General features: G+C 39.4%; 17 protein-coding genes and 1 tRNA gene. 4 read left to right on the top strand and 14 right to left on the bottom strand.

All coding sequences use genetic code 11. The features are described from left to right. Positions 1–36 precede the first annotated feature (36 nt). Together tig and QHG54_RS02645 are read right to left on the bottom strand one after the other, a co-directional pair. Positions 37–1464, bottom strand: coding sequence for a trigger factor (gene tig, locus QHG54_RS02640; protein WP_317993097.1), 1428 nt, complete (start codon positions 1462–1464; stop codon positions 37–39). A gap of 134 nt (positions 1465–1598) precedes the next feature. Next, a tRNA-Leu gene (locus QHG54_RS02645) sits at positions 1599–1681 on the bottom strand. 166 nt (positions 1682–1847) lie between these two features. On the opposite strand from QHG54_RS02645, the gene trmFO reads away from it, so the two are divergent. Then, a complete protein-coding gene (gene trmFO, locus QHG54_RS02650; protein ID WP_406604397.1) occupies positions 1848–3254 on the top strand; it encodes a methylenetetrahydrofolate--tRNA-(uracil(54)-C(5))-methyltransferase (FADH(2)-oxidizing) TrmFO in 1407 nt (468 codons plus the stop codon). Between the two features lie 555 nt (positions 3255–3809). Here trmFO and QHG54_RS02655 read toward each other — a convergent pair. The 8 genes from QHG54_RS02655 to QHG54_RS02690 all read right to left on the bottom strand — a co-directional run bounded on the left by QHG54_RS02655 (position 3810) and on the right by QHG54_RS02690 (position 14988). After that, positions 3810–4088 (bottom strand): HU family DNA-binding protein, encoded by a 279-nt coding sequence (locus QHG54_RS02655; RefSeq protein ID WP_317993095.1) that lies wholly within the window; start codon positions 4086–4088, stop codon positions 3810–3812. 229 nt (positions 4089–4317) lie between these two features. Beyond that, a complete protein-coding gene (gene lon / locus QHG54_RS02660; protein ID WP_406604398.1) occupies positions 4318–6741 on the bottom strand; it encodes an endopeptidase La in 2424 nt (807 codons plus the stop codon). Between the two features lie 180 nt (positions 6742–6921). Continuing rightward, positions 6922–8196, bottom strand: coding sequence for an ATP-dependent Clp protease ATP-binding subunit ClpX (clpX, locus tag QHG54_RS02665; RefSeq protein ID WP_317993093.1), 1275 nt, complete (start codon positions 8194–8196; stop codon positions 6922–6924). Positions 8197–8387: 191 nt separating this feature from the next. Next, a complete protein-coding gene (clpP, locus tag QHG54_RS02670) occupies positions 8388–9020 on the bottom strand; it encodes an ATP-dependent Clp endopeptidase proteolytic subunit ClpP (RefSeq protein ID WP_317993092.1) in 633 nt (210 codons plus the stop codon). 146 nt (positions 9021–9166) lie between these two features. Next, positions 9167–9973 (bottom strand): hypothetical protein, encoded by an 807-nt coding sequence (locus QHG54_RS02675; protein WP_406604399.1) that lies wholly within the window; start codon positions 9971–9973, stop codon positions 9167–9169. A 10-nt stretch (positions 9974–9983) separates the two neighbouring features. After that, the gene (gene trkA / locus QHG54_RS02680; RefSeq protein ID WP_317993090.1) at positions 9984–11360 is read right to left on the bottom strand and encodes a Trk system potassium transporter TrkA; all 1377 of its coding nucleotides are present in this window, start codon (positions 11358–11360) and stop codon (positions 9984–9986) included. Positions 11361–11363: 3 nt separating this feature from the next. Beyond that, on the bottom strand, positions 11364–12722 hold the full coding sequence (locus QHG54_RS02685) for a sigma-54 dependent transcriptional regulator (RefSeq protein WP_317993089.1): 1359 nt from the start codon (positions 12720–12722) through the stop codon (positions 11364–11366). Between the two features lies 1 nt (position 12723). Continuing rightward, the gene (locus tag QHG54_RS02690) at positions 12724–14988 is read right to left on the bottom strand and encodes an ATP-binding protein (RefSeq protein ID WP_406604400.1); all 2265 of its coding nucleotides are present in this window, start codon (positions 14986–14988) and stop codon (positions 12724–12726) included. A gap of 176 nt (positions 14989–15164) precedes the next feature. On the opposite strand from QHG54_RS02690, the gene rirA reads away from it, so the two are divergent. Genes rirA through QHG54_RS02705 form a run of 3 tightly spaced genes read left to right on the top strand, consistent with a single transcriptional unit; the run spans position 15165 to position 17334 of the window. Beyond that, on the top strand, positions 15165–15611 hold the full coding sequence (gene rirA / locus QHG54_RS02695; RefSeq protein WP_317993087.1) for an iron-responsive transcriptional regulator RirA: 447 nt from the start codon (positions 15165–15167) through the stop codon (positions 15609–15611). Between the two features lie 44 nt (positions 15612–15655). Beyond that, a complete protein-coding gene (locus QHG54_RS02700) occupies positions 15656–16849 on the top strand; it encodes a bifunctional 2-C-methyl-D-erythritol 4-phosphate cytidylyltransferase/2-C-methyl-D-erythritol 2,4-cyclodiphosphate synthase (RefSeq protein WP_406604529.1) in 1194 nt (397 codons plus the stop codon). Further along, positions 16846–17334, top strand: coding sequence for a CinA family protein (locus QHG54_RS02705; protein WP_317993086.1), 489 nt, complete (start codon positions 16846–16848; stop codon positions 17332–17334). The genes QHG54_RS02700 and QHG54_RS02705 overlap by 4 nt, the downstream gene beginning before the upstream one ends. Before the next feature lie 89 nt (positions 17335–17423). On the opposite strand, the gene QHG54_RS02710 is transcribed toward QHG54_RS02705, so the two are convergent. From QHG54_RS02710 to QHG54_RS02725, 4 genes are all read right to left on the bottom strand, one after another. Continuing rightward, positions 17424–17885 carry a type II toxin-antitoxin system RatA family toxin gene (locus QHG54_RS02710; RefSeq protein ID WP_317993085.1) on the bottom strand — a complete coding sequence of 154 codons (462 nt, stop codon included), beginning with the start codon at positions 17883–17885 and terminating at the stop codon, positions 17424–17426. 2 nt (positions 17886–17887) lie between these two features. Continuing rightward, positions 17888–18850, bottom strand: coding sequence for a lipoyl synthase (lipA, locus tag QHG54_RS02715; protein ID WP_317993084.1), 963 nt, complete (start codon positions 18848–18850; stop codon positions 17888–17890). A gap of 76 nt (positions 18851–18926) precedes the next feature. Beyond that, positions 18927–20387, bottom strand: a complete 1461-nt coding sequence (gene lpdA / locus QHG54_RS02720) for a dihydrolipoyl dehydrogenase (RefSeq protein WP_317993083.1) — start codon at positions 20385–20387, stop codon at positions 18927–18929. A 222-nt stretch (positions 20388–20609) separates the two neighbouring features. After that, positions 20610–21938, bottom strand: a complete 1329-nt coding sequence (locus QHG54_RS02725; RefSeq protein WP_406604401.1) for a pyruvate dehydrogenase complex dihydrolipoamide acetyltransferase — start codon at positions 21936–21938, stop codon at positions 20610–20612. Positions 21939–21941: the final 3 nt, after the last annotated feature.

Below are 21941 nucleotides of genomic sequence, written 5' to 3' on the forward strand. Positions count from 1 at the left end.
GCCCGACTGCATCGGGCTTTTCTGTTGGCACAAATATTAACCTTTTTTCGGCGTCCTCTTTTTGGCGGGAACCTTCTCTGTGCCTTTTTCTTTCACTGCAGATTTTCTCTTCGCTGGTTTCTTTTCAGTTAAATCTGATTCATCATATTCCTTCATCAGCTCTTCAACTGTAACTTCTTTATCTATAACTTTTATTCGCGCCAGCAAATAGTCAATGACTTTTTCTTCAAAGATTGGAGCACGTAAATTTGCAACAGCTTCTGGAGTATTACGGAAAAAATCCATAATCTCTTTCTCTTGTCCAGGATATTGGCGAACCTGATCAAAAACTGCTGCCTTTAGTTCGTCCTCACTTATTTTAACACCAACCTTCATACCAATTTCAGAAAGCACCAAACCGAGACGAACACGACGTTGTGCAAGCACACGATATTCTTCTCGCGCTTGTTCCTCCGTAACGCCTTCATCTTCAAAAGTACGTCCAGCCTTTTTTAAATCATCATTAACTTGAGCCCATATATTGTTAAATTCAATTTCCAAAAGTCCTTCAGGAATTTCAAAACTGTAATCAGCATCTAAAGCATCAAGAATTTGACGCTTAATTTTTTGACGAGTCATTGAGCCATATTGATTTTCTATCTGACCACGAACAACCTCACGTAAACGATCTAGAGATTCTAAACCAACTTTTTGCGCTGCTTCATCGTCAATCTTTAACGCATCCGGTTTAGAAACAGCTTTAACAGTGACATCAAATTCTGCATCCCGACCAGCCAAATGTACTGCACTGTAATTATCAGGAAACTTAACAGAAACCGTTTTCGTATCACCTGCTTTTACGCCAACCAGTTGCTCCTCAAAACCAGGAATAAACTGTTTTGACCCGAGAATCAGTTGCGCATCATTATCTGCCCCACCCTCAAATGGAACGCCCTCAAGCTTTCCTAGATAATCTATTGTAACACGATCACCTTCTTCAGAAGGTTCCTCTTTCAACGAATAACTACGGGTAGAAGAAAGGACGCGCTCCACTTGTTCATCAATCTCTTGTTCATCAATAGCCGCAATTTCACGAATAATCTCAATATGCTCAAAGTCTTTAATTTCAAATTTTGGCAAAACCTCATACTTTAAACTGAAAATAAAATCAGCTTTACCATCTAAAATTTTTTCATCTTCATCTATATCAACTTGTGGCTGCAGCGCTGAACGTTCATTGCGGTCAGCTAAAATAGAACTGGGAGCATCATTGACAATTTCATTGAGAATTTCAGCCATAAAAGACTTGCCGTACATCTTTCGCAGATACCCAGCAGGTACCTTACCAGGACGGAAACCGTTCAGCTTTACCTTACCCTTGGTATCATCCAACCGTTCATTCAACTTTTCTTCTAAATCTCTCGCCGGAACCACGATCTTAATTTCGCGTTTCAGTCCTTCATTAAGCGTCTCGGTAACCTGCATTAAACAACCTTCATTTTTCTAAGGAGAGGGATAAACCCACTCTGATAATCATTACATTCCAACACTTGAGTGTCAAATCACTATGAAGAGAAATTCCAGCCATGTAGAAATCCATAGTACTCAAGGAATTCCTTTGGTGCGGATGGAGGGACTCGAACCCCCACGGTCTCCCGCCAGAACCTAAATCTGGTGCGTCTACCAATTTCGCCACATCCGCTTAAACTTACAAGCTAATAACCTTATATAAGCGGCGTTTCTATACCATTAATTCAAGAAAAAAAGCAAATAAATATATTTTAAATCCCAAATACACATCCTTCTTACAAATTACAAAAGCAAAATCTATGCTTTTCAGACAGAACCGCTTCCGCTAAAAGTAGATTATGTTAAATAAATTCAATACTCCAATTCATATTATCGGTGGCGGTCTTGCAGGCAGTGAAGCAAGCTGGCAAATCGCTCAATCAGGAATTCCCGTTATTTTGCATGAAATGCGGCCTCAAAGGAAATCAGATGCCCATAAAACAGACAAGCTTGCAGAATTGGTCTGTTCAAATTCGTTCCGTTCTGATGATTCCTCAACAAATGCCGTAGGGCTTCTCCATACTGAAATGCGATTAGCAAAGTCCTTGATTATGAAGGCTGCCGACACCAATAAAGTACCCGCTGGAAGTGCGCTTGCCGTTGATCGCGATGGATTTTCAAAAACCGTTACAGAAACACTCGAAAATCATCCTCTTATAACTATAGAACGTGAGGAAATTCAAAAGATTCCTGAGGATTGGCGTCACATTATCATTGCAACTGGCCCCCTCACCTCACCAGCTCTCGCTCAAGCAATACAAGCAATAACCGGAACAGAAGCGCTCTCTTTTTTTGATGCTATCGCACCTATTATCTATACCGATAGTATTAATATGGATATCTGTTGGTATCAATCTCGCTATGATAAAATTGGTCCTGAAGGAACAGGAAAAGATTATCTTAATTGTCCCCTTGATAAAGAACAATACGAAGCATTTGTCCAAGCATTGAAAAATGCGGAAAAAATAGAATTCCGTGATTTTGAAAAAACCCCCTATTTTGATGGATGCCTACCAATTGAAATTATGGCTGAACGCGGACCTGAAACCCTCAGGCATGGTCCCATGAAACCTATGGGATTAACCAATGCCCATAACCCCACAGTTAAAGCTTATGCTGTCGTTCAATTACGCCAAGATAATAAACTTGGAACCCTTTATAATATGGTCGGCTTTCAAACAAAACTGAAATATGGTGAACAAATTCGCATTTTTAGAATGATCCCTGGTCTTGAAAAAGCTGAGTTTGCCCGCCTTGGAGGACTTCACCGAAATACCTATCTCAACTCACCAATCATTCTTGATCAAACTCTTCGTTTAAAACAAAGGCCCCAACTGCGCTTTGCTGGACAAATTACGGGATGTGAAGGTTATGTAGAATCATCAGCAATAGGGCTTCTTGCTGGGCGTTTTGCCGCTGCTGAATATAACCATAACTGCCCTTGCCTACCACCACCAACCACAGCGTTGGGAGCTCTTTTGAACCATATTACAGGCGGACACATCGTAATGGAAGAAACAGAAAGAAAATCTTTTCAACCAATGAATATCAATTTTGGACTTTTTCCACCTATTGCTTCTATCAATCACTCAGGAAAACGCTTGCCAAGCAAAGAAAAAAAATTAGCAAAAAAACAAGCTATAACTGCTAGAGCCCTGAATGACTGTATGCAATGGTTAACAGGTGGAGAAAAAAACAATTCCTAGACTGTTTCAGATGTTCATGAGACTAAACTATCTCCCTTTGATCTATGAAACCAATCTCATTCTTATTACTCCATAGAACAACTAAAAAACTGTGCTGATACAGGCTATCTCAAGCAATAAATGCTCCGTTATGGTCTATCATTTATTAAACAATGTGGAAGATTCAAAAGAGACTTTTACTGTAATTAAAGCGTTGTTATTGTTATAAAAAAGATCTCAAATACACCTTAATCGTCAAAAAATTAATAATAACATGAAATATGCCGGAATAAAAAAATCAAGCAAGCATATCTCCTATAGAATACCAATATTCCCATTGCTATTATAAATCTCTGCTATGGGAAAGTACCATAGTCTCTCAGCATAACGTTTTATTGAAATATTGGAATGTATTTTCCGCATATAAAATTTCACGCAACCCCTTAAAATATTTTCAGAAAAATTTACAATACTGAAAACAAATACATATTGCAAAAGTTCATCTAAAAATATGTACAAAAGACTCGCGAAAAAACCCGTTTATAAATAAATCGGGTTTTTTTAGTGTAACTTAAATTATTGTTTATTAACAGCTTCTTTAAGGCTTTTGCCTGCAGAAAATTTTGGCACAGAACGCGCTGGAATATTGATTTCAGCTCCAGTTGAAGGGTTGCGTCCTTTTGTGGCGGCACGATGAGAAACTTCGAAAGAACCAAAACCCGGGAGACGAACATCACCTCCTGAAGCTAAAGCTTCTGTTACAGAAGCAATAAAAGCATCAACAACAGAGCCAGCTTGAGCCTTTGAAACACCTGCCTTTTCAGCAATGGAGTTAACCAATTCACTTTTATTCATTAAACATTTCCTTTCCCTATATTATCGGATAACACAACTTAACCGTGTTATCTTGTCAGTTTATTGAAAAGTACAACAAACAGAAGTCTTATTTTTATCCAAAACATTGTTTTTTAGCAATAATCACAGTTATTCACGGATTTTTTTACTTTTTCTCAAAATAAACAGAGAAAAAATAAGAAAACGCCTGCTGTCGCTTTGAAAATGCAGTTAGAAATTAGATAATGAATCAGTGCGCAATCTGTATTCCTTCACTCTCGCTCTCTGTTTTGATAGGTACAGGCACCGTGGAAGGCTCCGTCCATTCAATAGGGTCAGGGAAACAAACCAAAGCATGCTTAAGAACTTCACTCACATGACTTACCGGAATAATTTCCATATTATTTTTGACATCATCGGGAATATCAATCAAATCTTTCGCATTTTCTTCAGGAATGAGTACTTTCTTTATACCTCCTCGAAGAGCCGCAAGTAGTTTTTCTTTCAATCCACCAATCGGTAAAACACGCCCGCGCAAAGTAATTTCACCAGTCATCGCGATATCTTTATGCACAGCTATCCCTGTTAATACCGAAACAATTGCCGTTACCATTGCAATCCCAGCTGATGGTCCATCTTTTGGCGTAGCACCTTCTGGAACATGAACATGGATATCGCGCTTATCAAAAAGCGGGGGTTCAATCCCAAAATCAACAGCACGAAACCGCACATAAGACGCTGCCGCTGAAATTGACTCTTTCATGATATCACGCAAATTTCCAGTTACTGTCATTTTGCCTTTACCTGACATCATAACACCTTCAATGGTCAATAGCTCTCCACCAACCTCAGTCCACGCAAGCCCAGTAACAATACCAATTTGATTTTCCCCCTCAATCTGGTTATAGCGGTAACGCTTAACACCCAAAAAGTCATTAATATTATTTTCCGTAATTTTTACAGATTTTTGATGCGTTTTAAGAATTTTTGTCACTGATTTACGTGCTATTTTCATTAATTCACGCTCAAGGTTACGAACACCCGCTTCACGCGTGTAAAACTGAATAATTGACCTTATAGCTCCATCAGAAACGCTGAATTCTTTTTTAGACAAACAGTGATCTTTTAATGCTTTTGGTAAAAGATGCTGCTTAACAATTTCCATTTTTTCACATTCGGTATAGCCAGCAATACGAATAATTTCCATACGATCCATTAACGGACCTGGAATATTAAGGGTATTGGCAGTTGTAATAAACATGACATCAGAAAGATCATATTCAACTTCTAAATAATGATCAATAAAAGTACCATTTTGTTCAGGATCAAGCACTTCCAATAAAGCTGATGAAGGATCCCCACGGAAATCTTGCCCCATTTTATCAATTTCATCCAGCAAAAAAAGCGGATTAGATTTTTTAGCCTTTTTCATAGACTGAATAATTTTTCCGGGCATAGAACCAATATATGTACGGCGATGTCCACGAATTTCTGCTTCATCCCGCACACCTCCTAATGAAATACGCACATATTCACGCCCCGTCGCTTTTGCAATAGAGCGGGCAAGTGACGTTTTCCCTACACCAGGAGGACCTAGCAAACAAATAATAGGACCTTTTATTTTTGAAGCTCGGCTTTGTACTGCTAAATATTCAACAATTCGCTCCTTGACTTTTTCAAGACCAAAATGTTCATTATTCATGACTTTTTCAGCAAAGTCTAAATTGTTTTTGATTTTCGACTTTTTTCCCCACGGCATTGCTAATAACCAATCAAGATAGTTACGCACAACTGTCGCCTCTGCAGACATAGGAGACATATTCCGTAATTTTCTGAATTCTGCCTCAGCCTTTTCGCGTGCTTCCTTTGAAAGTTTTGTCTTCGTGATGCGCTCTTCTAAGTCAGAAAGCTCATCGCGGCTATCATCACCTGCTCCCAACTCTTTCTGAATAGCCTTCATCTGCTCATTGAGGTAATATTCCCGTTGGTTTTTTTCCATTTGCCGTTTAACATGCGAACGAATACGCTTCTCAACCTGCAAAACAGAAATCTCTCCTTCCATGAAAGAAAGAACACGCTCAAGGCGATCACGGATAGGTAACAACGCTAATATTTCTTGTTTTTCTGAAAGTTTAATCATCAAATGGGAGGCAATGGTATCAGCAAGCTTAGAAGGATTATCAATCTGGCTAATAGCATTGACGACTTCAGGAGAAATTTTTTTATTAAGCTTTACATAATTTTCAAAATAGGCAATCACAGACCTTGAAAGAGCTTCAATCTCAACATCATTCCCCCTAGGCTCCTCTAGAACAGTAGCACAAGCTTGATGATAATCTTCATACGCAGTAAATTGGCTAACTTTTGCACGTGCAATCCCCTCAACCAAAACCTTTACAGTTCCATCAGGAAGCTTTAAAAGTTGGAGAATATTTGCAAACGTACCAATATCATAAATATCTTCTGATTTTGGATCATCATCAGAAGCATTTTTTTGCGTAACTAATAATATCTGTTTATCAACCGCCATCGTTTTTTCAAGAGCGCGAATTGATTTTTCTCTGCCTACAAAAAGTGGAACAATCATATGTGGGAAGACAACAATATCACGAAGAGGTAAAACAGCGTAAACTCCTTCTCTTACCCCATCTGTCTTTTCATCAATATATTGCATAATTCTCCTTTCTGGAGGCTATGATCTCTTCGCTACACAAGCCCGCCTTAGAAAATTCTCCAGCTCTCTACAATACATGAAGTGGTAACTGTGAACATATAAATCAAGCGCTATGACTATAATATTCAGAAACATCCATCCTCAAATGGCGTTTATTCCCACTTCTCATATCGCATAACATCATGCCGATACATTTTCTTTATCTTCTGCACGTTCTGAGTAAATGTAAAGAGGACGTGCTTTTCCATCAACTACGTCACTCGAAATGACCACTTTTTGAACTCCTTCAAGCGCTGGAAGCTCAAACATAGTTTCAAGAAGTATCTTTTCCATAATAGAGCGTAAACCACGCGCACCAGTTTTACGCTCAATCGCCTTCTTAGCAATAACCCGTAAAGCATCTTCATGAAATGCTAACTCGACATTTTCCATCTCAAAAAGACGCTGATATTGCTTCACCAACGCATTCTTGGGTTGTGATAAAATTTGAACAAGTGCGTTAACATCCAAATCCTCTAAGGTAGCAACAATGGGAAGACGACCAATAAACTCTGGTATCAAACCAAATTTTATAAGATCTTCCGGCTCTAAATCGCGAAAAATCTCACCCACACAACGTTCATCAGGCGCTTTAACTGTAGCAGAAAAACCGATAGAAGTTTTTTCACCACGCCCTGAAATAATCCGTTCCAACCCAGCAAAAGCTCCACCACAAATAAATAAAATATTTGTTGTATCAACCTGAAGAAACTCTTGCTGCGGATGCTTACGCCCACCCTGAGGAGGAACAGAAGCAATCGTTCCCTCCATAATTTTTAACAATGCTTGCTGAACACCTTCTCCTGAAACATCTCTTGTAATAGAAGGATTGTCAGCTTTACGAGAAATCTTATCGACCTCATCAATATAAACAATGCCACGCTGTGCACGTTCAACATTATAGTCAGCAGCCTGAAGAAGTTTCAAAATAATATTTTCAACATCTTCACCCACATAGCCCGCTTCAGTCAAAGTGGTTGCATCTGCCATTGTAAAAGGTACATCAATAATACGCGCCAATGTTTGTGCTAAATAAGTTTTACCACATCCGGTTGGACCAACAAGAAGAATGTTCGATTTCGCTAACTCAATATCATTGCTTTTAGACTGATGCGCAAGCCGTTTATAATGATTATGGACAGCAACAGAAAGAACACGCTTTGCATGCTGTTGACCAATAACGTAGTCATCAAGAACTGTTATAATTTCCTGTGGAGTAGGAACACCATCACGCGCCTTAATCCCAGAAGATTTATTTTCTTCACGAATAATATCCATGCAAAGCTCTACGCATTCATCACAGATGAATACAGTAGGCCCCGCGATGAGCTTACGTACTTCATGCTGACTTTTGCCGCAGAACGAGCAATAGAGAGTATTTTTTGATTCGCTCCCGCTATTGCCAATTTTGCTCATTTCATTTTCCTTTCACCACGATATATGAATACTTCGTTTTTTCAAAGGAAGCTTTTCATAACGACAACTAAAAGACATATACAAAATACAAAACCATGCGTGCCACAATATCTTTAGGTGTTTTTCTACTACTTTCGCGATATTTTTACAAAATTCTTTCTTTAGAGTAGTTTTCTTTTCTATAAAAATTCTTAATCTTTTTCTTCTTTTTCAGTTTCTGCACGATATTGTATAACGTCATCAACTAAGCCAAATTGTTTAGCTTCTTGTGCTGTCATAAAATGATCGCGATCGAGAGTTCTCTCAATAACCTCATAATCCTGACCTGTATGTTGAACATAAATTTCATTTAAACGCTGTTTCATCTTTATAATATCTTGTGCATGCCTTTCAATATCTGAAGCCTGACCTTGGAAACCACCAGATGGCTGATGCACCATAATACGTGCATTCGGCAAAGTAAAACGGTGTCCTTTAGCTCCAGCTGTTAAAAGTAACGATCCCATAGATGCTGCTTGCCCCATGCAAAGCGTAGAAACAGGAGGGCGAATAAACTGCATAGTATCGTAAATTGCCATACCAGATGTGACTACACCACCTGGTGAATTTATATAAAGACTAATTTCTTTCTTAGGGTTTTCCGCTTCTAAGAAGAGCAATTGCGCACAAACAAGCATTGCCATGCCATCTTCAACAGGACCATTAATAAAAATAATCCGTTCTTTTAAAAGACGGGAAAAAATATCATACGCCCGTTCACCACGATTAGTCTGTTCAATAACCATAGGAACAAGACTTAATGCTGTTTTCATTGGATTATTCATGTTTTTACTTCCATTCATATAAGAATCGTTCTTCACGTAATTTAACGCTTTTATCCGTAGGCTAACACTCTTCTCTTACGCAAGCCATAATCAACAGCTGTTTAGGCAAGATTAAAATCCCAATGGTTAAAATAGCAATAACAACTCTACCTGAATAGCTCATGCCCATCAGGAATGCGAGAAACTGCCCAATGGTAAAAGCTTCCTTCTTTTGGTTTGTGAGTGGTCTTTGCCTTTCTGTGTATATGAAATCCTATCAAAGATGGATGTTTAAGCGGTTCAACTCCAAAAGCTGGATCAAAAATACATTCAGTTTTTCGCCCTGTCCAATAATAAAAAGTTTCCTTTTGCTTTGCTTCATGAAAAAAACCATACCGTTTAGCCAATCGCGAAATACCATCATTGCCAAATATCGTAACTCCAAGATTTCCCGGTAAAATTGGTATTTTTTTCTTCTTTAACCAAAATGGCTTCCAAACACGACGTTTAAATCCCAGCCACTCAGGAACAATTTCTGTGCCTGCCCAATAATCCTCAAACACCTTTATAATAGGGTTATCAGGTGGAAAATAAAGTGCAGAAACACCTACCCTTACAGCATTTTCTTTTGCAAACCAAACTTTATCCGCGTCTGGATGAAACTGTTTAACCAGATAAACATCTGTATCTAACCAAACACCCTGCTGATATTTCATCAACATAACACGAAAAAAATCCGAAAACTGAACAATTGTACACCCTGGATTACCATCAGAAAAATTTGGATCAAGGCGGTAAATCGCCGAACGTGGTAGAATTGATTCGGCTTCATGTAGTTCAACACCAACAGGTAGGTTTTCTAATTTATCATAGCTGAAAAGCTTAACACGCTGTCCAGTTTTAACCATTGAGGACAAACAAAGTCTATCAACTAGTCTTAATTGTCCGCTATACCAAAAAGTGCAAATATCCATAGGAAATATATTAAAAATATTCTAAACTTACACGAAACAATTGTTCAACATCACGAACGCACTCAGCAAGAGCAAAAATTACTATCCGATCGCCAGGCAAAATGCGCGTATCTGCCGAAAGCTGTATTATTGTCTTATTGCGATAAATTGCACCAATTCTCAAGCCATCTGATAAACCTAGCTCTGATAATGACTTACCAACCAATGAAGACGTTTGCATCACTTCGGCCTCAATAATTTCTGCCTGTCCATTAAAAACCGAGTGAACAGCACGAATACGCCCACGACGCATTTGTTGCAAAATTCTCGATATAGTAACACTATGTGGATTAAGATATGCATCCACACCAACTGCACGGCTAAACTCTTGGTAAGCAACATTATTGATCAAGACCATATTAGCTTTGCATCCCAGTCTTTTAGCGATAATAGCACTTAAAAGATTGACTTGATCCTGATTGGTCAATGTAATCATTAAATCGGCCTGATCAATTCCAGCATCCTGAAGGATCACTGGATCTAATACATTACCATATAAAACGGTCGTTTTTTCGAGTTGATCAGCAATTGTTAGTGCTCTTTCTCTATGCGATTCTATAACCTTCAACCTTAATTTATGGAGGCGCTTTTCAATAGCTTGAGCAACATAAAGACCAATGTGGCCGCCTCCTGCAATAATCATACGGTGAGCATCTTGTTCTTTATGACCGAAAAGTCCAACTGCACGGCGCATCTGATCACGAGCAACCACAAGATAGGTCACATCGCCAACACGTAACTGCGTCTGTGAGTGTGCTACCAATAATTCTGAGCCACGTTTAATAGCAGTAACCGTCGTCCGAAGATCTGGAAAAAGCTCCGTTAACTGACGCAAAGGTGTATTAATAACCGGACAATCTTCCATACATTCTAAGGCTAATGCCACAATATCATCATTACAAAAATAGAGAACATCTATTGCACCAGGTAAAGCAATACGACGCAGAACCATTTCCCCAACTTCAACTTCTGGAGAAATAACAACATCAATGGGAATATTCTCTCGAGCAAAAAGCGTTTTATAGCGTGGTTCTAAATAAGATTGTGAGCGAATACGTGCAATTTTTGTTGGAACATTGAACAATGAATGTGCCACCTGACATGCCACCATATTGACTTCGTCAAATAAAGTCACTGCAATTAACATATCAGCTTTATCTGCATCAGCAGCCAAAAGTATCTCAGGGCGCGAACCATGACCAACAAATCCCCTGACATCCAACGTATCACGAATTTTTTCAATCAATCTCGCTTCAATATCAACAACCGTGACATCGTGATTTTCAGCAGCAAGACGCTCTGCTATCCCATAACCAACCTGTCCTGCCCCGCAAATAATAACACGCATAATCTATGAAACTCCAAGTGCCTTAAGTTTACGGTGCAAAGCTGAACGTTCCATACCTATAAATTCAGCTGTACGCGATATATTTCCACCTAAACGTCCAATTTGTGCTTCTAAATACCTCTTTTCAAATAATTCTCGTGCTTCACGCAATGGTAAATCCATTATACTCTCATCTGTATCCATTTGAAGACGCGGCAAAGAATCGCTCACTTCCTTAGGCAGAAATTCTGTTGTTATTGGACCATCACCATCGCGTACAAGAATGAGAAGACGCTCAATATTATTGCGTAACTGCCGTACATTTCCCGGCCAAGCATGTGTTTGCAAAATAGCTATCACATCATCACTAATCTCACGCGGTTTAATACCAACCTGCCGCGATATTGTTTTAACAAAATGATGTACAAGTTCCGGAATGTCTTCACGACGCGCTGAAAGTGGTGGAACAGCAATGGGCACAACCGAAAGACGGTGAAACAGATCTTCTCTAAAACTTCCATCAGAGATGAGATTTTCAAGATTTTGCGCCGTTGAGGAAATTATACGAACATCTACCTTGACACGTTTTGTGCCACCAACTCTCTCGAATGTTTGCCCCGTTAACACCCGAAGAATCTTACCTTGAGTCTCACGTGGCATATCAGCAATTTCATCAAGATATAATATTCCACCATGGGCTTCCTCTAATGCACCGATCTTGCGTTCTCCTCCCTCCATTTCGCTGCCAAACAACTCTATTTCCATTCTTTCCGGTGTGATCATTGCTGCATTTATTGTAACAAATGGCCCATTCGAACGCGTAGAAAGCGCGTGAATAGCACGTGCCACTCTCTCTTTTCCCGCACCCGAAGGGCCAGTAATCATAATCCGACTATTGGTCGGTGCTACTTTTTCTATGGTTTGACGCAAATGTTTCATAACGGTTGATGTCCCGAGCAATTCCAATGTCTCACTCGAGCGTTTTCGTAATTCTAAAAGCTCACGTTTTAAATTTGAGTTTTCAAGAGTCCGTTCTGCAATCAATACAAGCCGATCAGCTTTAAAAGGTTTTTCAATGAAATCATATGCTCCGCGTTTTATGGCAGAAACAGCTGTTTCAATATTACCATGCCCAGAGATCATAACCACCGGAAGAGCGGGATATCGCATTTTAATTTCATCAAGCAGAGCTAACCCATCGAGACGACTTCCTTGCAACCAAATATCCAAAAAAATGAGTTTTGGAATACGTTCACTAATTTGTGCTAATGCTTCGTCAGAATTACATGCAACACGTGTTTCATAGCCTTCATCATCTAAAATACCAGCAATAAGTTCACGAATATCCGCTTCATCATCAACAATTAAGATATCTGATACCATCTTATTCCCCTATATTATGATTTGTGGCTTGTATAACATTATCCTGCTTAGCTCCATCCGCTGGAAATATCAAACGGATCATTGCTCCACGTCCTTCATAAAAGTTCTTTGGTGCATCATGCAACTCCAAGGTACCACCATGATCTTCAATAACTTTGCGCACAATAGCTAACCCAAGCCCTGTTCCCTTTTCCCGTGTTGTTATATAAGGTTCTAATAATTTTTGCCTTTGTTCTTTAGGAAGTCCTTTACCATTATCAATAACATCCACAATTATACATCCTTCTTGACGATAAGAACGCACAAGAATATGGCCATGAATGCTTTCCTCTCGCATAACTGCATCTATAGATTCGCTTGCGTTTTTGATAACATTGCAAAAAGCTTGTACAATGAGACGGTTATCAAATGCACCTAAAAGTGGTACACTTCCTAAGTCTTGCTTAAAATGAATATCATGTCGTGTAACTTCTATCAAGAAACATGCTTCACGCAGCAATCCACGTATATCTAAAACTTTCATTTGCGGTTTGGGCATACGTGCAAAAGAAGAAAACTCATCAACCATACGCCCAATATCTCCAACTTGTCGAATAATCGTATCGATACAGCGCTCAAAAACCTCCCGATCCTGTGTAATAACTTTGTTGTAACGTTTACGAATACGTTCAGCCGATAATTGAATAGGTGTAAGCGGATTTTTGATTTCGTGGGCAATACGGCGTGCAATATCTGCCCACGCCGATGAACGTTGTGCTTCAACAAGGTCTGTAATATCATCAAGCGTTAAAACCCAAGATTGCCCTTGCCCGTCATCCTCTTCCATCGTAATTTGCACATTACAAACGCGCTCTTGTCCCGCAACACTTAAACTCACCTGCTCACGATGATTCTTACGATCTAACGAACGCGCAAACTGAAAAACCTGCCAAATTTCAGCACTTAATAATAAAAGACTGTGCCCAATAACTTTTTCCGAGCGAATATCAAACATTGTTTCCATAGACCGATTGATAATTGTAATATCGCCATTATCATCGATTCCAGCCACACCAGCTGTTACACCAGATAAAACAGCTTCAGAAAAACGCCGTCTTTCATCAATTTGATCACGAACTGCAATTAATTCATTGCGCCGACTTTTTAGTTCACTGACCATATAATTAAAAGTTTTTGACAACTGCCCAATATCCCCATCTCTTGCGCGTACTGGCACAAAAACTTCCATGTTTCCAGAAGCTACATCATCAGCAGCACTAATAAGAAGACGAATAGGACGCACTAAGCGATCAGCAACAGCAATACCTGCCCAAATGGCTGATAAGAATAAACTAAAAAAAAGACACAGATAAAGCATACCAAATGCAATTTGTGTCAGAAGACGATTTTCATTTAAATCACGATAACGATCTGTATTGACTTCCGTCAAACGCAAAGCAGATAAAACATCTTTATCAACATCACGTACCAGATACAAAAATGTATTTGGAATATTGGTAAATTTTAAAATTATGCCAAAATAATCGTGAACCCCAGGTTGAAAAGAAAAAGGCCTCGCGCTGGTTGCACGCTCAATAAGATTAGAGGGTGGAATAGGCAGTTTATCCTCATCACCAAGATCACTTGATATAAAAATGGTTCCGCTAGAACTTAATAAAAATGCACCACGCAGATTGCGCCCTAGAGCATGACGCGTCAATTGCATCCTATATTCAGCTGGACTACGCTCTAAAAGCTTTTTGTTATCAAGTGCAAATGCCATAGCGTAAGATAAATTTTTTAAATTTTGAAGCATTTCATCCGCATAAGCATTCGCTAAATCGATAGAAGAACCTACAATTTGCCGTGTTGTCGTATCAAACCACCGGTCAAGCCCTAAATTCAGTGCAGGTCCTGATACAAGAGCGACTGCAACAGCTGGCATTGTTGCAACAAGAGCAAACAATGAAATAAGGCGCACATGGAGACGGGAGCCCGCACGCCTTGACCGCCACGCACGAATGATGGGAATCATCTCATAAAAAACAATGATCACGAGGGCTAAAACCCAAACACTATTAATCCCTATAAGAATAAGAGTTACAGTTCTACTGGGAATAACAGGAGTTAATCCAATAAGAATGATAAAGGAAACAGACGCTGTTAATAAAGCTAAAACAATGATTGTAATACCTAAAAAGATATATATCTTACTTAAGCGATACAACTCATCGTTAGAAGTATTTTGATCTATATCTTGGAGATTCGTAACAGATGTTGTATTCATGATTAGCTTACATTACCTTATCCCATTTCCTCATATAACCCCTTGTGACAAAAATTGACAATACTAATACTGCATTTAAAATGGAGTCAGTTTAACAAATGAAGAAAGAACTTCTACATTTTCCAAAATATCTTTAAAATAGAGTGCGCTAGATGATACTTTACAGAGGAGATGAGATGCGGTTAACAAAACAGACAAATTATGCCCTCCGGATGCTCATGTATTGTGCGGATAATCAGGGATCTCTAAGTCGTGTTCCAGAAATTGCCAAAGCATATGCCGTTTCAGAGCTTTTTTTATTTAAAATCCTTCAACCACTTGTCGAAGCAGGTTTTATAAAAACAGTACGAGGACGCAATGGTGGTGTTAAATTGGCTAAACCTGCAGCAGAGATTTCGGTAGCTGATGTTGTGAAAGTAACGGAAGATAATTTTTCTATGGCACAATGTTTCGATACTTCAGAACCTAATTGTCCGTTGATAAATTTTTGTGGTTTAAATACTGCACTTCAAAAAGCATTAAATGCTTTTTTTGATGTATTGTCAGTGATATCTCTTGCTGATCTCCAACGACAATCCTTTCGAAATCAATTAAAGATTGATGACCATGAAACAATCAACTGAAATAATACGAAAGGCAACTAAGAGCATAAGAAGGGAAATTAAACATTTCTATTGCAGCGATAATATTAGCCGCTGGACGCGGTGAAAGAGCAGGATCTCTACACAAAACTCCAAAACAATACCGACTTTTAGGACAAGAACCGGTTATTTGTCATACTGTGCGTTGCTTTTGGCAACATCCAGCCATCACAACGATTATCCTCGTTATTCATCCAGAAGACCACCAAGTCTGTGAGCAAGCTATTGTTAATTTTAAGGAGCGGCTTATCATCGTTGAAGGAGGTAATACACGTCAAATGTCTACCTTACGTGGGCTTCATGCACTTAAAAAGTTCAAGCCCAACTATGTGCACATTCATGATGGTGCACGCCCATTTATTGAACACCAGCTCCTCGAGCAAATCCATACCACTGTCAATCATAAAGAAGGCGTTCTCCCTGTTCTCACCATTTCTGATACACTCAAACGTGTAAACAGCACACACCATGTTTTAGAAACAATTCCACGCACAAATCTTTATAGCGCACAAACCCCACAGTGTTTTCCCTTTGAACCCATCTTAGCTGCCCATGAAAAAGCAATGCAAACTTGCAAAAAAGAATTTACCGATGATTCTGCAATCGCCGAATGGTTTGGAATCCCTATGCGTACCATCCCTGGGGATCCTAACAATATAAAAATTACATGGCACGAAGATTTTGATACCGCACATTTATATCTCCAAAAAAAAATGCAAATGTTTCCTGATATCCGTACTGGCAATGGTTATGATGTTCATTCTTTTGAGGAAGGAACTTTTCTTATATTATGTGGTATAAAAATTCCTTTTCATAAAAAATTAAAGGGACATTCCGATGCTGATGTTGCACTTCATGCGTTAACAGATGCCCTTCTTGCTACGCAAGGTGCAGGAGATATTGGCACCCACTTTCCTCCCTCTGATCCTAAATGGAAAAATGCATCATCAGAAATTTTTCTACGTCATGCACTTGATATTATTAAACAAGCAGACGGACGTATCACCAATGTTGATATCACACTGATCGCTGAAAACCCTAAAATTGGCCCCTATCGTCATACAATGACAGAAAATCTTATGAATATACTCACAATCTCACCAGATCGAATCTCCATTAAAGCAACAACAAATGAAAAATTGGGATTTATTGGTCGTGAAGAAGGTATTGCTGCTTTTGCAACTGCCACCGTCCTTTATCCAGGAGGAATTCCAAAATGACGTCTTTTTGTGAAAAACAAGCACATGCAGTCCTTACAGCTTGCCGTCAAAAAAGTTTGCTTTTAACAACCGTTGAATCTTGTACGGGAGGGCTTATTGCTGCAAATCTTACAAGTATTGCAGGATCATCCGATGTACTCGATTGTGGATTTGTTGTTTATTCAAATGAATCTAAAGTGCACCTCGTTGGCGTATGCGCTGAACTTATAAAAACTTACGGCGCTGTTTCAAAAGAAGTTGCTCTTGCAATGGCCGAAGGTGGATTAAAATATTCACGAGCTGGAATTGCAGTTGCTGTAACAGGAATTGCAGGACCAGGAGGAGCATGTCTTGATAAACCTGTAGGGCTTGTGCATTGCGCAGTTGCTTACAAAAACCGCGAAACTCTGCATAAAGAAATGCATTTCAGGGATCTTGATCGTAATGCTATTCGCTATGCAACTGTTGAAAATGCTTTGAAAATGATCTTGGAATGTCTCCAATGACATTCCCCACACCGGTTTTTCAGAGTTGCATATCACCACAATCACACTCCATGACATAAGGTGTCATGCCATAAAATCAAATGAATAAATTATGTTATCGAGGAGCCATAAATCTGATCAGCACGCATTTCAAAAGCATCGGTAAATTTACGAAAAGCAATATCGAACATTGAGCCCATCAACAATCCAAGCATTTTGTTTTTAAATTCATAATCAATAAAAAACTCTACATTACATGTATTGGTATTTTCAATGGGATAAAAGGCCCACCGATTTTCAAGATATCTGAATGGACCATCAATATATTTAACCTCGATAAGACTTTTCTTCGGCTGAAGAAATACTTGGGTTGTGAAAGTTTCTCGAATAAGCTTATAACCAACGGTCATATCAGCAAGAAGCAACGTCTTTTCCTCACACTCTTTGCGAGAACGTACTATTAACGCCTCACACATCGGTAAGAATTCAGGATAACGCTCAATATCTGCAACAAGATCAAACATCTCACAGGCGCTATGGGCAATCAGCCGATGTGTTGTAAAAGTCGGCATAACTATCTCTGTAAAGCAAATTTTTCATCCCGCGCTTTTTGCAAAATTGCGAAATCATCCCCTGCATGATGAGATGAACGCGTCAGAGGATTGGAAGCCATATGCAAAAAACCCTTTACTTTACCAATCTTAGCAAAAGACTCAAATTCTTCAGGAGGCACAAAACGAATAACCGGATGATGCTTTCGTGTAGGCTGCAAATATTGCCCAATTGTCATAAAGTCAACATCAGCAGAGCGCAAATCATCCATCAATTGAAGAATTTCATTTCGTTCTTCCCCAAGACCAACCATAATTCCTGATTTTGTGAAGATTGTCGGATCAAGTTCTTTAACACGTTGTAAGAGACGAATCGAATGAAAATAACGCGCCCCTGGACGAACTTTTAAATATTTAGATGGAACTGTTTCTAAATTATGATTAAAAACATCAGGCTTAGCAGCAACAACAATTTCTAAAGCTCCATCCTTATGGCGAAAATCAGGTGTAAGGACTTCAATTGTTGTCTTAGGAGCTTTTCGACGAATGGCATAAATAACTTTTGCAAAATGCTCAGCACCACCATCTGCAAGATCATCGCGATCAACAGATGTAATCACGACATGTTTTAGTTCCATCTGTGCAACAGCATCCGCCACACGCTCTGGCTCATTATCATCAACAGCAAGCGGAATACCTGTTGCAACATTGCAAAAAGCACAAGCCCGCGTACATATCTCACCTAAAATCATGAAGCTGGCATGCCTCTGGCTCCAACATTCACCAACATTTGGGCACCCGGCTTCTTCACAAACAGTCACCAATTTATTGGCGCGCACAATACCATGCGTTTCTTTATATATCTGTGATGTTGGTGCTTTTACACGAATCCAATCTGGTTTTTTCTGAATACTTGTATCTGGACGATGTGCCTTTTCAGGATGACGTAAACGTCTATTCGTAACTCTATCAACAACCGTAACCATTTAAGCCTCTGCCTTTTAAATAATGGAACGCTGACGAAAAACCATAAAATACAAGATTTTTCATACAATCCAGTCATCAAGCATTTAAAACTTGACCATAAGCATCCAATACACTTTCTTTCATCATTTCCGACAATGTTGGATGTGGAAAGACGGTATGCATCAATTCTTCCTCGGTTGTTTCAAGATTCATGGCAATAACAAAACCCTGAATCAATTCTGTTACTTCTGCCCCTACCATATGTGCACCAAGAAGCTGTCCCGTTTTTTTATCAAAAATAGTTTTCACTAATCCTTGATCTTCTCCTAAAGCAATAGCCTTACCATTCGCTGAAAAGGAATAACGACCAATACGTATATCATAGCCAGCCTCTTTTGCTGCTGCTTCTGAAAAGCCTACAGAAGCAACCTGTGGTGTGCAATATGTACATCCTGGAATTTTTCTTTTATCAAGCGGATGGGCGCTCTTCAAACCTGCAAGATGCTCAATACATATCACGCCTTCTTCTTCTGCTTTATGTGCCAACATAGGAGGACCGGCCACATCACCAATAGCATAAATGCCTTCCACACCTGTCCAACTCCATTCATCGGTTATAATGCACCCGCGATCGGTTGTTATACCTAATGCTTCCAATCCAAGATTCTCAATATTACCCTGAACCCCAACAGCTGAAATAAGCCGATTAGCTGTAATTGTTTCTGTCTTACCCTTCACATCAATATACGCAGTGATAGAATCAGAAGCTTTTTCGACTTTTGTTACCTTTGCTTGCACAAGAATGCGAATGCCTTTTTTCTCTAACTGTTTACGAGCAAATGTTGAAATTTCAACATCTTCGGCCGGCATAATATGAGGCATCATCTCAACAACGGTTACTTCGGCTCCCATATCATGATAAAAAGAGGCAAACTCAATACCAATTGCCCCAGACCCCATTACCAAAAGCGACTTCGGCATAGTATGTGGGATCATAGCTTCAAAATAAGTCCAAATGAGTTTTCCATCTGGCTCAATCCCAGGAAGAGCACGAGGACGTGCACCAGTTGCAATAATGATGTGCTTTGCTTGGTAAGTTCCCTCCCCTAACGTTCCTTTAGGTACTGAATTTTGCGGTTGCATAATCTTTTTGGAAGATGAAGAAACGATAATTTCCGCAGGTTGGCTTCCTTTAGCCTTTTTGGTTAATTTTGCTTCACCCCAAATAATATCGATCTTGTTTTTTTTCATCAAAAAACCAACACCAGCATTTAAACGCGCTGAAACCCCGCGCGAACGCGCTACGATATCTTTAATGCTTGCCTCAACTGAACCGTTAAGCTTTAACCCATAATCTTTTGCATGTTCAGCGAAATGCTTTATTTCCGCCGAACGCAAGAGTGCCTTTGTGGGAATACAACCCCAATTTAAGCAAATCCCACCTAGATGTTCACGCTCAACAATTGCAGTTTTGAACCCGCACTGCGCCGCACGAATTGCGGTTACATATCCGCCAGGCCCCGCGCCAATTACAATTACATCATAAAGATTCGCCACAGTAATTCCTCCATGGATGTATACAAAACGGATATGCATTCTCTGAGCTTAAAATTAAAAAACAACATGACAGAATTTTTTGTGTCTCTCATTCAACACTCACCATATATACCCTTATCAAATCAGAAGAGGCGGCAATATTGCCATTCAAACTCTCTCAATCTACTCTTACTATAGAATACACCATACACACACAATTTATGTGAAGCACTTTTAAACAGCTCAAATTAACATTGCCAGTGGATTTTCAATTATCTTCTTAAAAGTTCGTGCAAGCTCTGCTGCTAATGCACCATCAACAGCACGATGATCAGCGGAAAGTGTAACCGACATGACAGTAGCAACCACTAATGCACCATTTTTAACAACAGCACGTTGTTCACCTGCACCAATCGCAAAAATTGTCGCATGCGGCGGATTAAGAATAGCAGAAAAACTTTTTACACCATACATCCCCATATTTGATACAGCTGCTGTTCCCCCCTGATATTCTTCCATTTTCAACTTATGCTCACGTGCACGCTTTGTAAAATCCTTCATCTCATTCGAAATAGTTGATAAAGATTTTTCCTCTGCATAGCGAACAATTGGGGTAATTAACCCATTTGCGACAGAAACAGCCACCCCAATATCACAGTGTTTGTGATGAAGCAGTCCGCTTTCAAGCCAAGATACATTAGCATCGGGAACTGCCTTTAAAGCAAGTGCTACAGCTTTAATAACCATATCATTAACGGAAAGCTTATAAGCAGGCTTAGTTCCTTCTTGGGTCTTAACCATTGGAGCAGCAGCATTCAATTGTGAACGGAGCTCCAATAATGCATCGAGTTCACAATCTATCGTCACATAGAAATGTGGTACTCTTTGCTTTGATTCCACCAAACGTTTAGCGATTGTTTTACGCATATTATTATGAGATGTGAACGTATATTCATCTTTTTTGAAAAGTTGCAATATCTGTTTGTCAGAAGTACCTGCCGCTATCAGCTGTTCATTTTGTAACGAACAAGAGTTCTCAAAAGCACCACCACTCATAGCTTTTTCTACATCGCGCTTGATAATGCGCCCGTGGGGACCACTCCCAGAAACAAGTGATAAGTCGAGACCGGACTGAGCTGCTAATCTCCGTGCCAAAGGAGAAGAAAAAAGACGTATGCCCTTTTTATCTGGCTGCGTTGCTTTCTGGGATGATGATACATGAGACATCTGTGCTGCCTTTAAATCTGTCTGATTTTCCTCTTCTGTTTCTTTCATTACAAAAGAGGACGAAGCTTTTTCTGCAACCTTTGCTGCTTCAGCTAAGTCTTCACCGTCTTCTGCTAAAACAACGATTAAAGTATTCACTTTAACACCTTGCGTTCCGGCAGGAACAACGATCTTAGCAACTGTTCCTTCATCAACAGCCTCAACTTCCATTGTCGCTTTATCTGTCTCAATTTCAGCAATAACATCACCAGAAGAAACTTTATCCCCTACCTGAACATTCCATTTTGACAAATTCCCTTCTTCCATCGTAGGGGAAAGCGCGGGCATTGTAATCTTAATGGGCATAGT

This window comes from Bartonella gliris, from assembly GCF_045277155.1.
In the GTDB taxonomy this organism is placed as follows: domain Bacteria; phylum Pseudomonadota; class Alphaproteobacteria; order Rhizobiales; family Rhizobiaceae; genus Bartonella; species Bartonella gliris.

Bases quoted from the DNA above. Each gene is read 5' to 3' on its own strand.
- tig (WP_317993097.1), bottom strand. From the start codon at position 1,464: ATGCAGGTTACCGAGACGCTTAATGAAGGACTGAAACGCGAAATTAAG.
- trmFO (WP_406604397.1), top strand. From the start codon at position 1,848: ATGTTAAATAAATTCAATACTCCAATTCATATTATCGGTGGCGGTCTT.
- QHG54_RS02655 (WP_317993095.1), bottom strand. From the start codon at position 4,088: ATGAATAAAAGTGAATTGGTTAACTCCATTGCTGAAAAGGCAGGTGTT.
- lon (WP_406604398.1), bottom strand. From the start codon at position 6,741: ATGCAATATATTGATGAAAAGACAGATGGGGTAAGAGAAGGAGTTTAC.
- clpX (WP_317993093.1), bottom strand. From the start codon at position 8,196: ATGAGCAAAATTGGCAATAGCGGGAGCGAATCAAAAAATACTCTCTAT.
- clpP (WP_317993092.1), bottom strand. From the start codon at position 9,020: ATGAATAATCCAATGAAAACAGCATTAAGTCTTGTTCCTATGGTTATT.
- QHG54_RS02675 (WP_406604399.1), bottom strand. From the start codon at position 9,973: ATGGATATTTGCACTTTTTGGTATAGCGGACAATTAAGACTAGTTGAT.
- trkA (WP_317993090.1), bottom strand. From the start codon at position 11,360: ATGCGTGTTATTATTTGCGGGGCAGGACAGGTTGGTTATGGGATAGCA.
- QHG54_RS02685 (WP_317993089.1), bottom strand. From the start codon at position 12,722: ATGGTATCAGATATCTTAATTGTTGATGATGAAGCGGATATTCGTGAA.
- QHG54_RS02690 (WP_406604400.1), bottom strand. From the start codon at position 14,988: ATGAATACAACATCTGTTACGAATCTCCAAGATATAGATCAAAATACT.
- rirA (WP_317993087.1), top strand. From the start codon at position 15,165: ATGCGGTTAACAAAACAGACAAATTATGCCCTCCGGATGCTCATGTAT.
- QHG54_RS02705 (WP_317993086.1), top strand. From the start codon at position 16,846: ATGACGTCTTTTTGTGAAAAACAAGCACATGCAGTCCTTACAGCTTGC.
- QHG54_RS02710 (WP_317993085.1), bottom strand. From the start codon at position 17,885: ATGCCGACTTTTACAACACATCGGCTGATTGCCCATAGCGCCTGTGAG.
- lipA (WP_317993084.1), bottom strand. From the start codon at position 18,850: ATGGTTACGGTTGTTGATAGAGTTACGAATAGACGTTTACGTCATCCT.
- QHG54_RS02725 (WP_406604401.1), bottom strand. From the start codon at position 21,938: ATGCCCATTAAGATTACAATGCCCGCGCTTTCCCCTACGATGGAAGAA.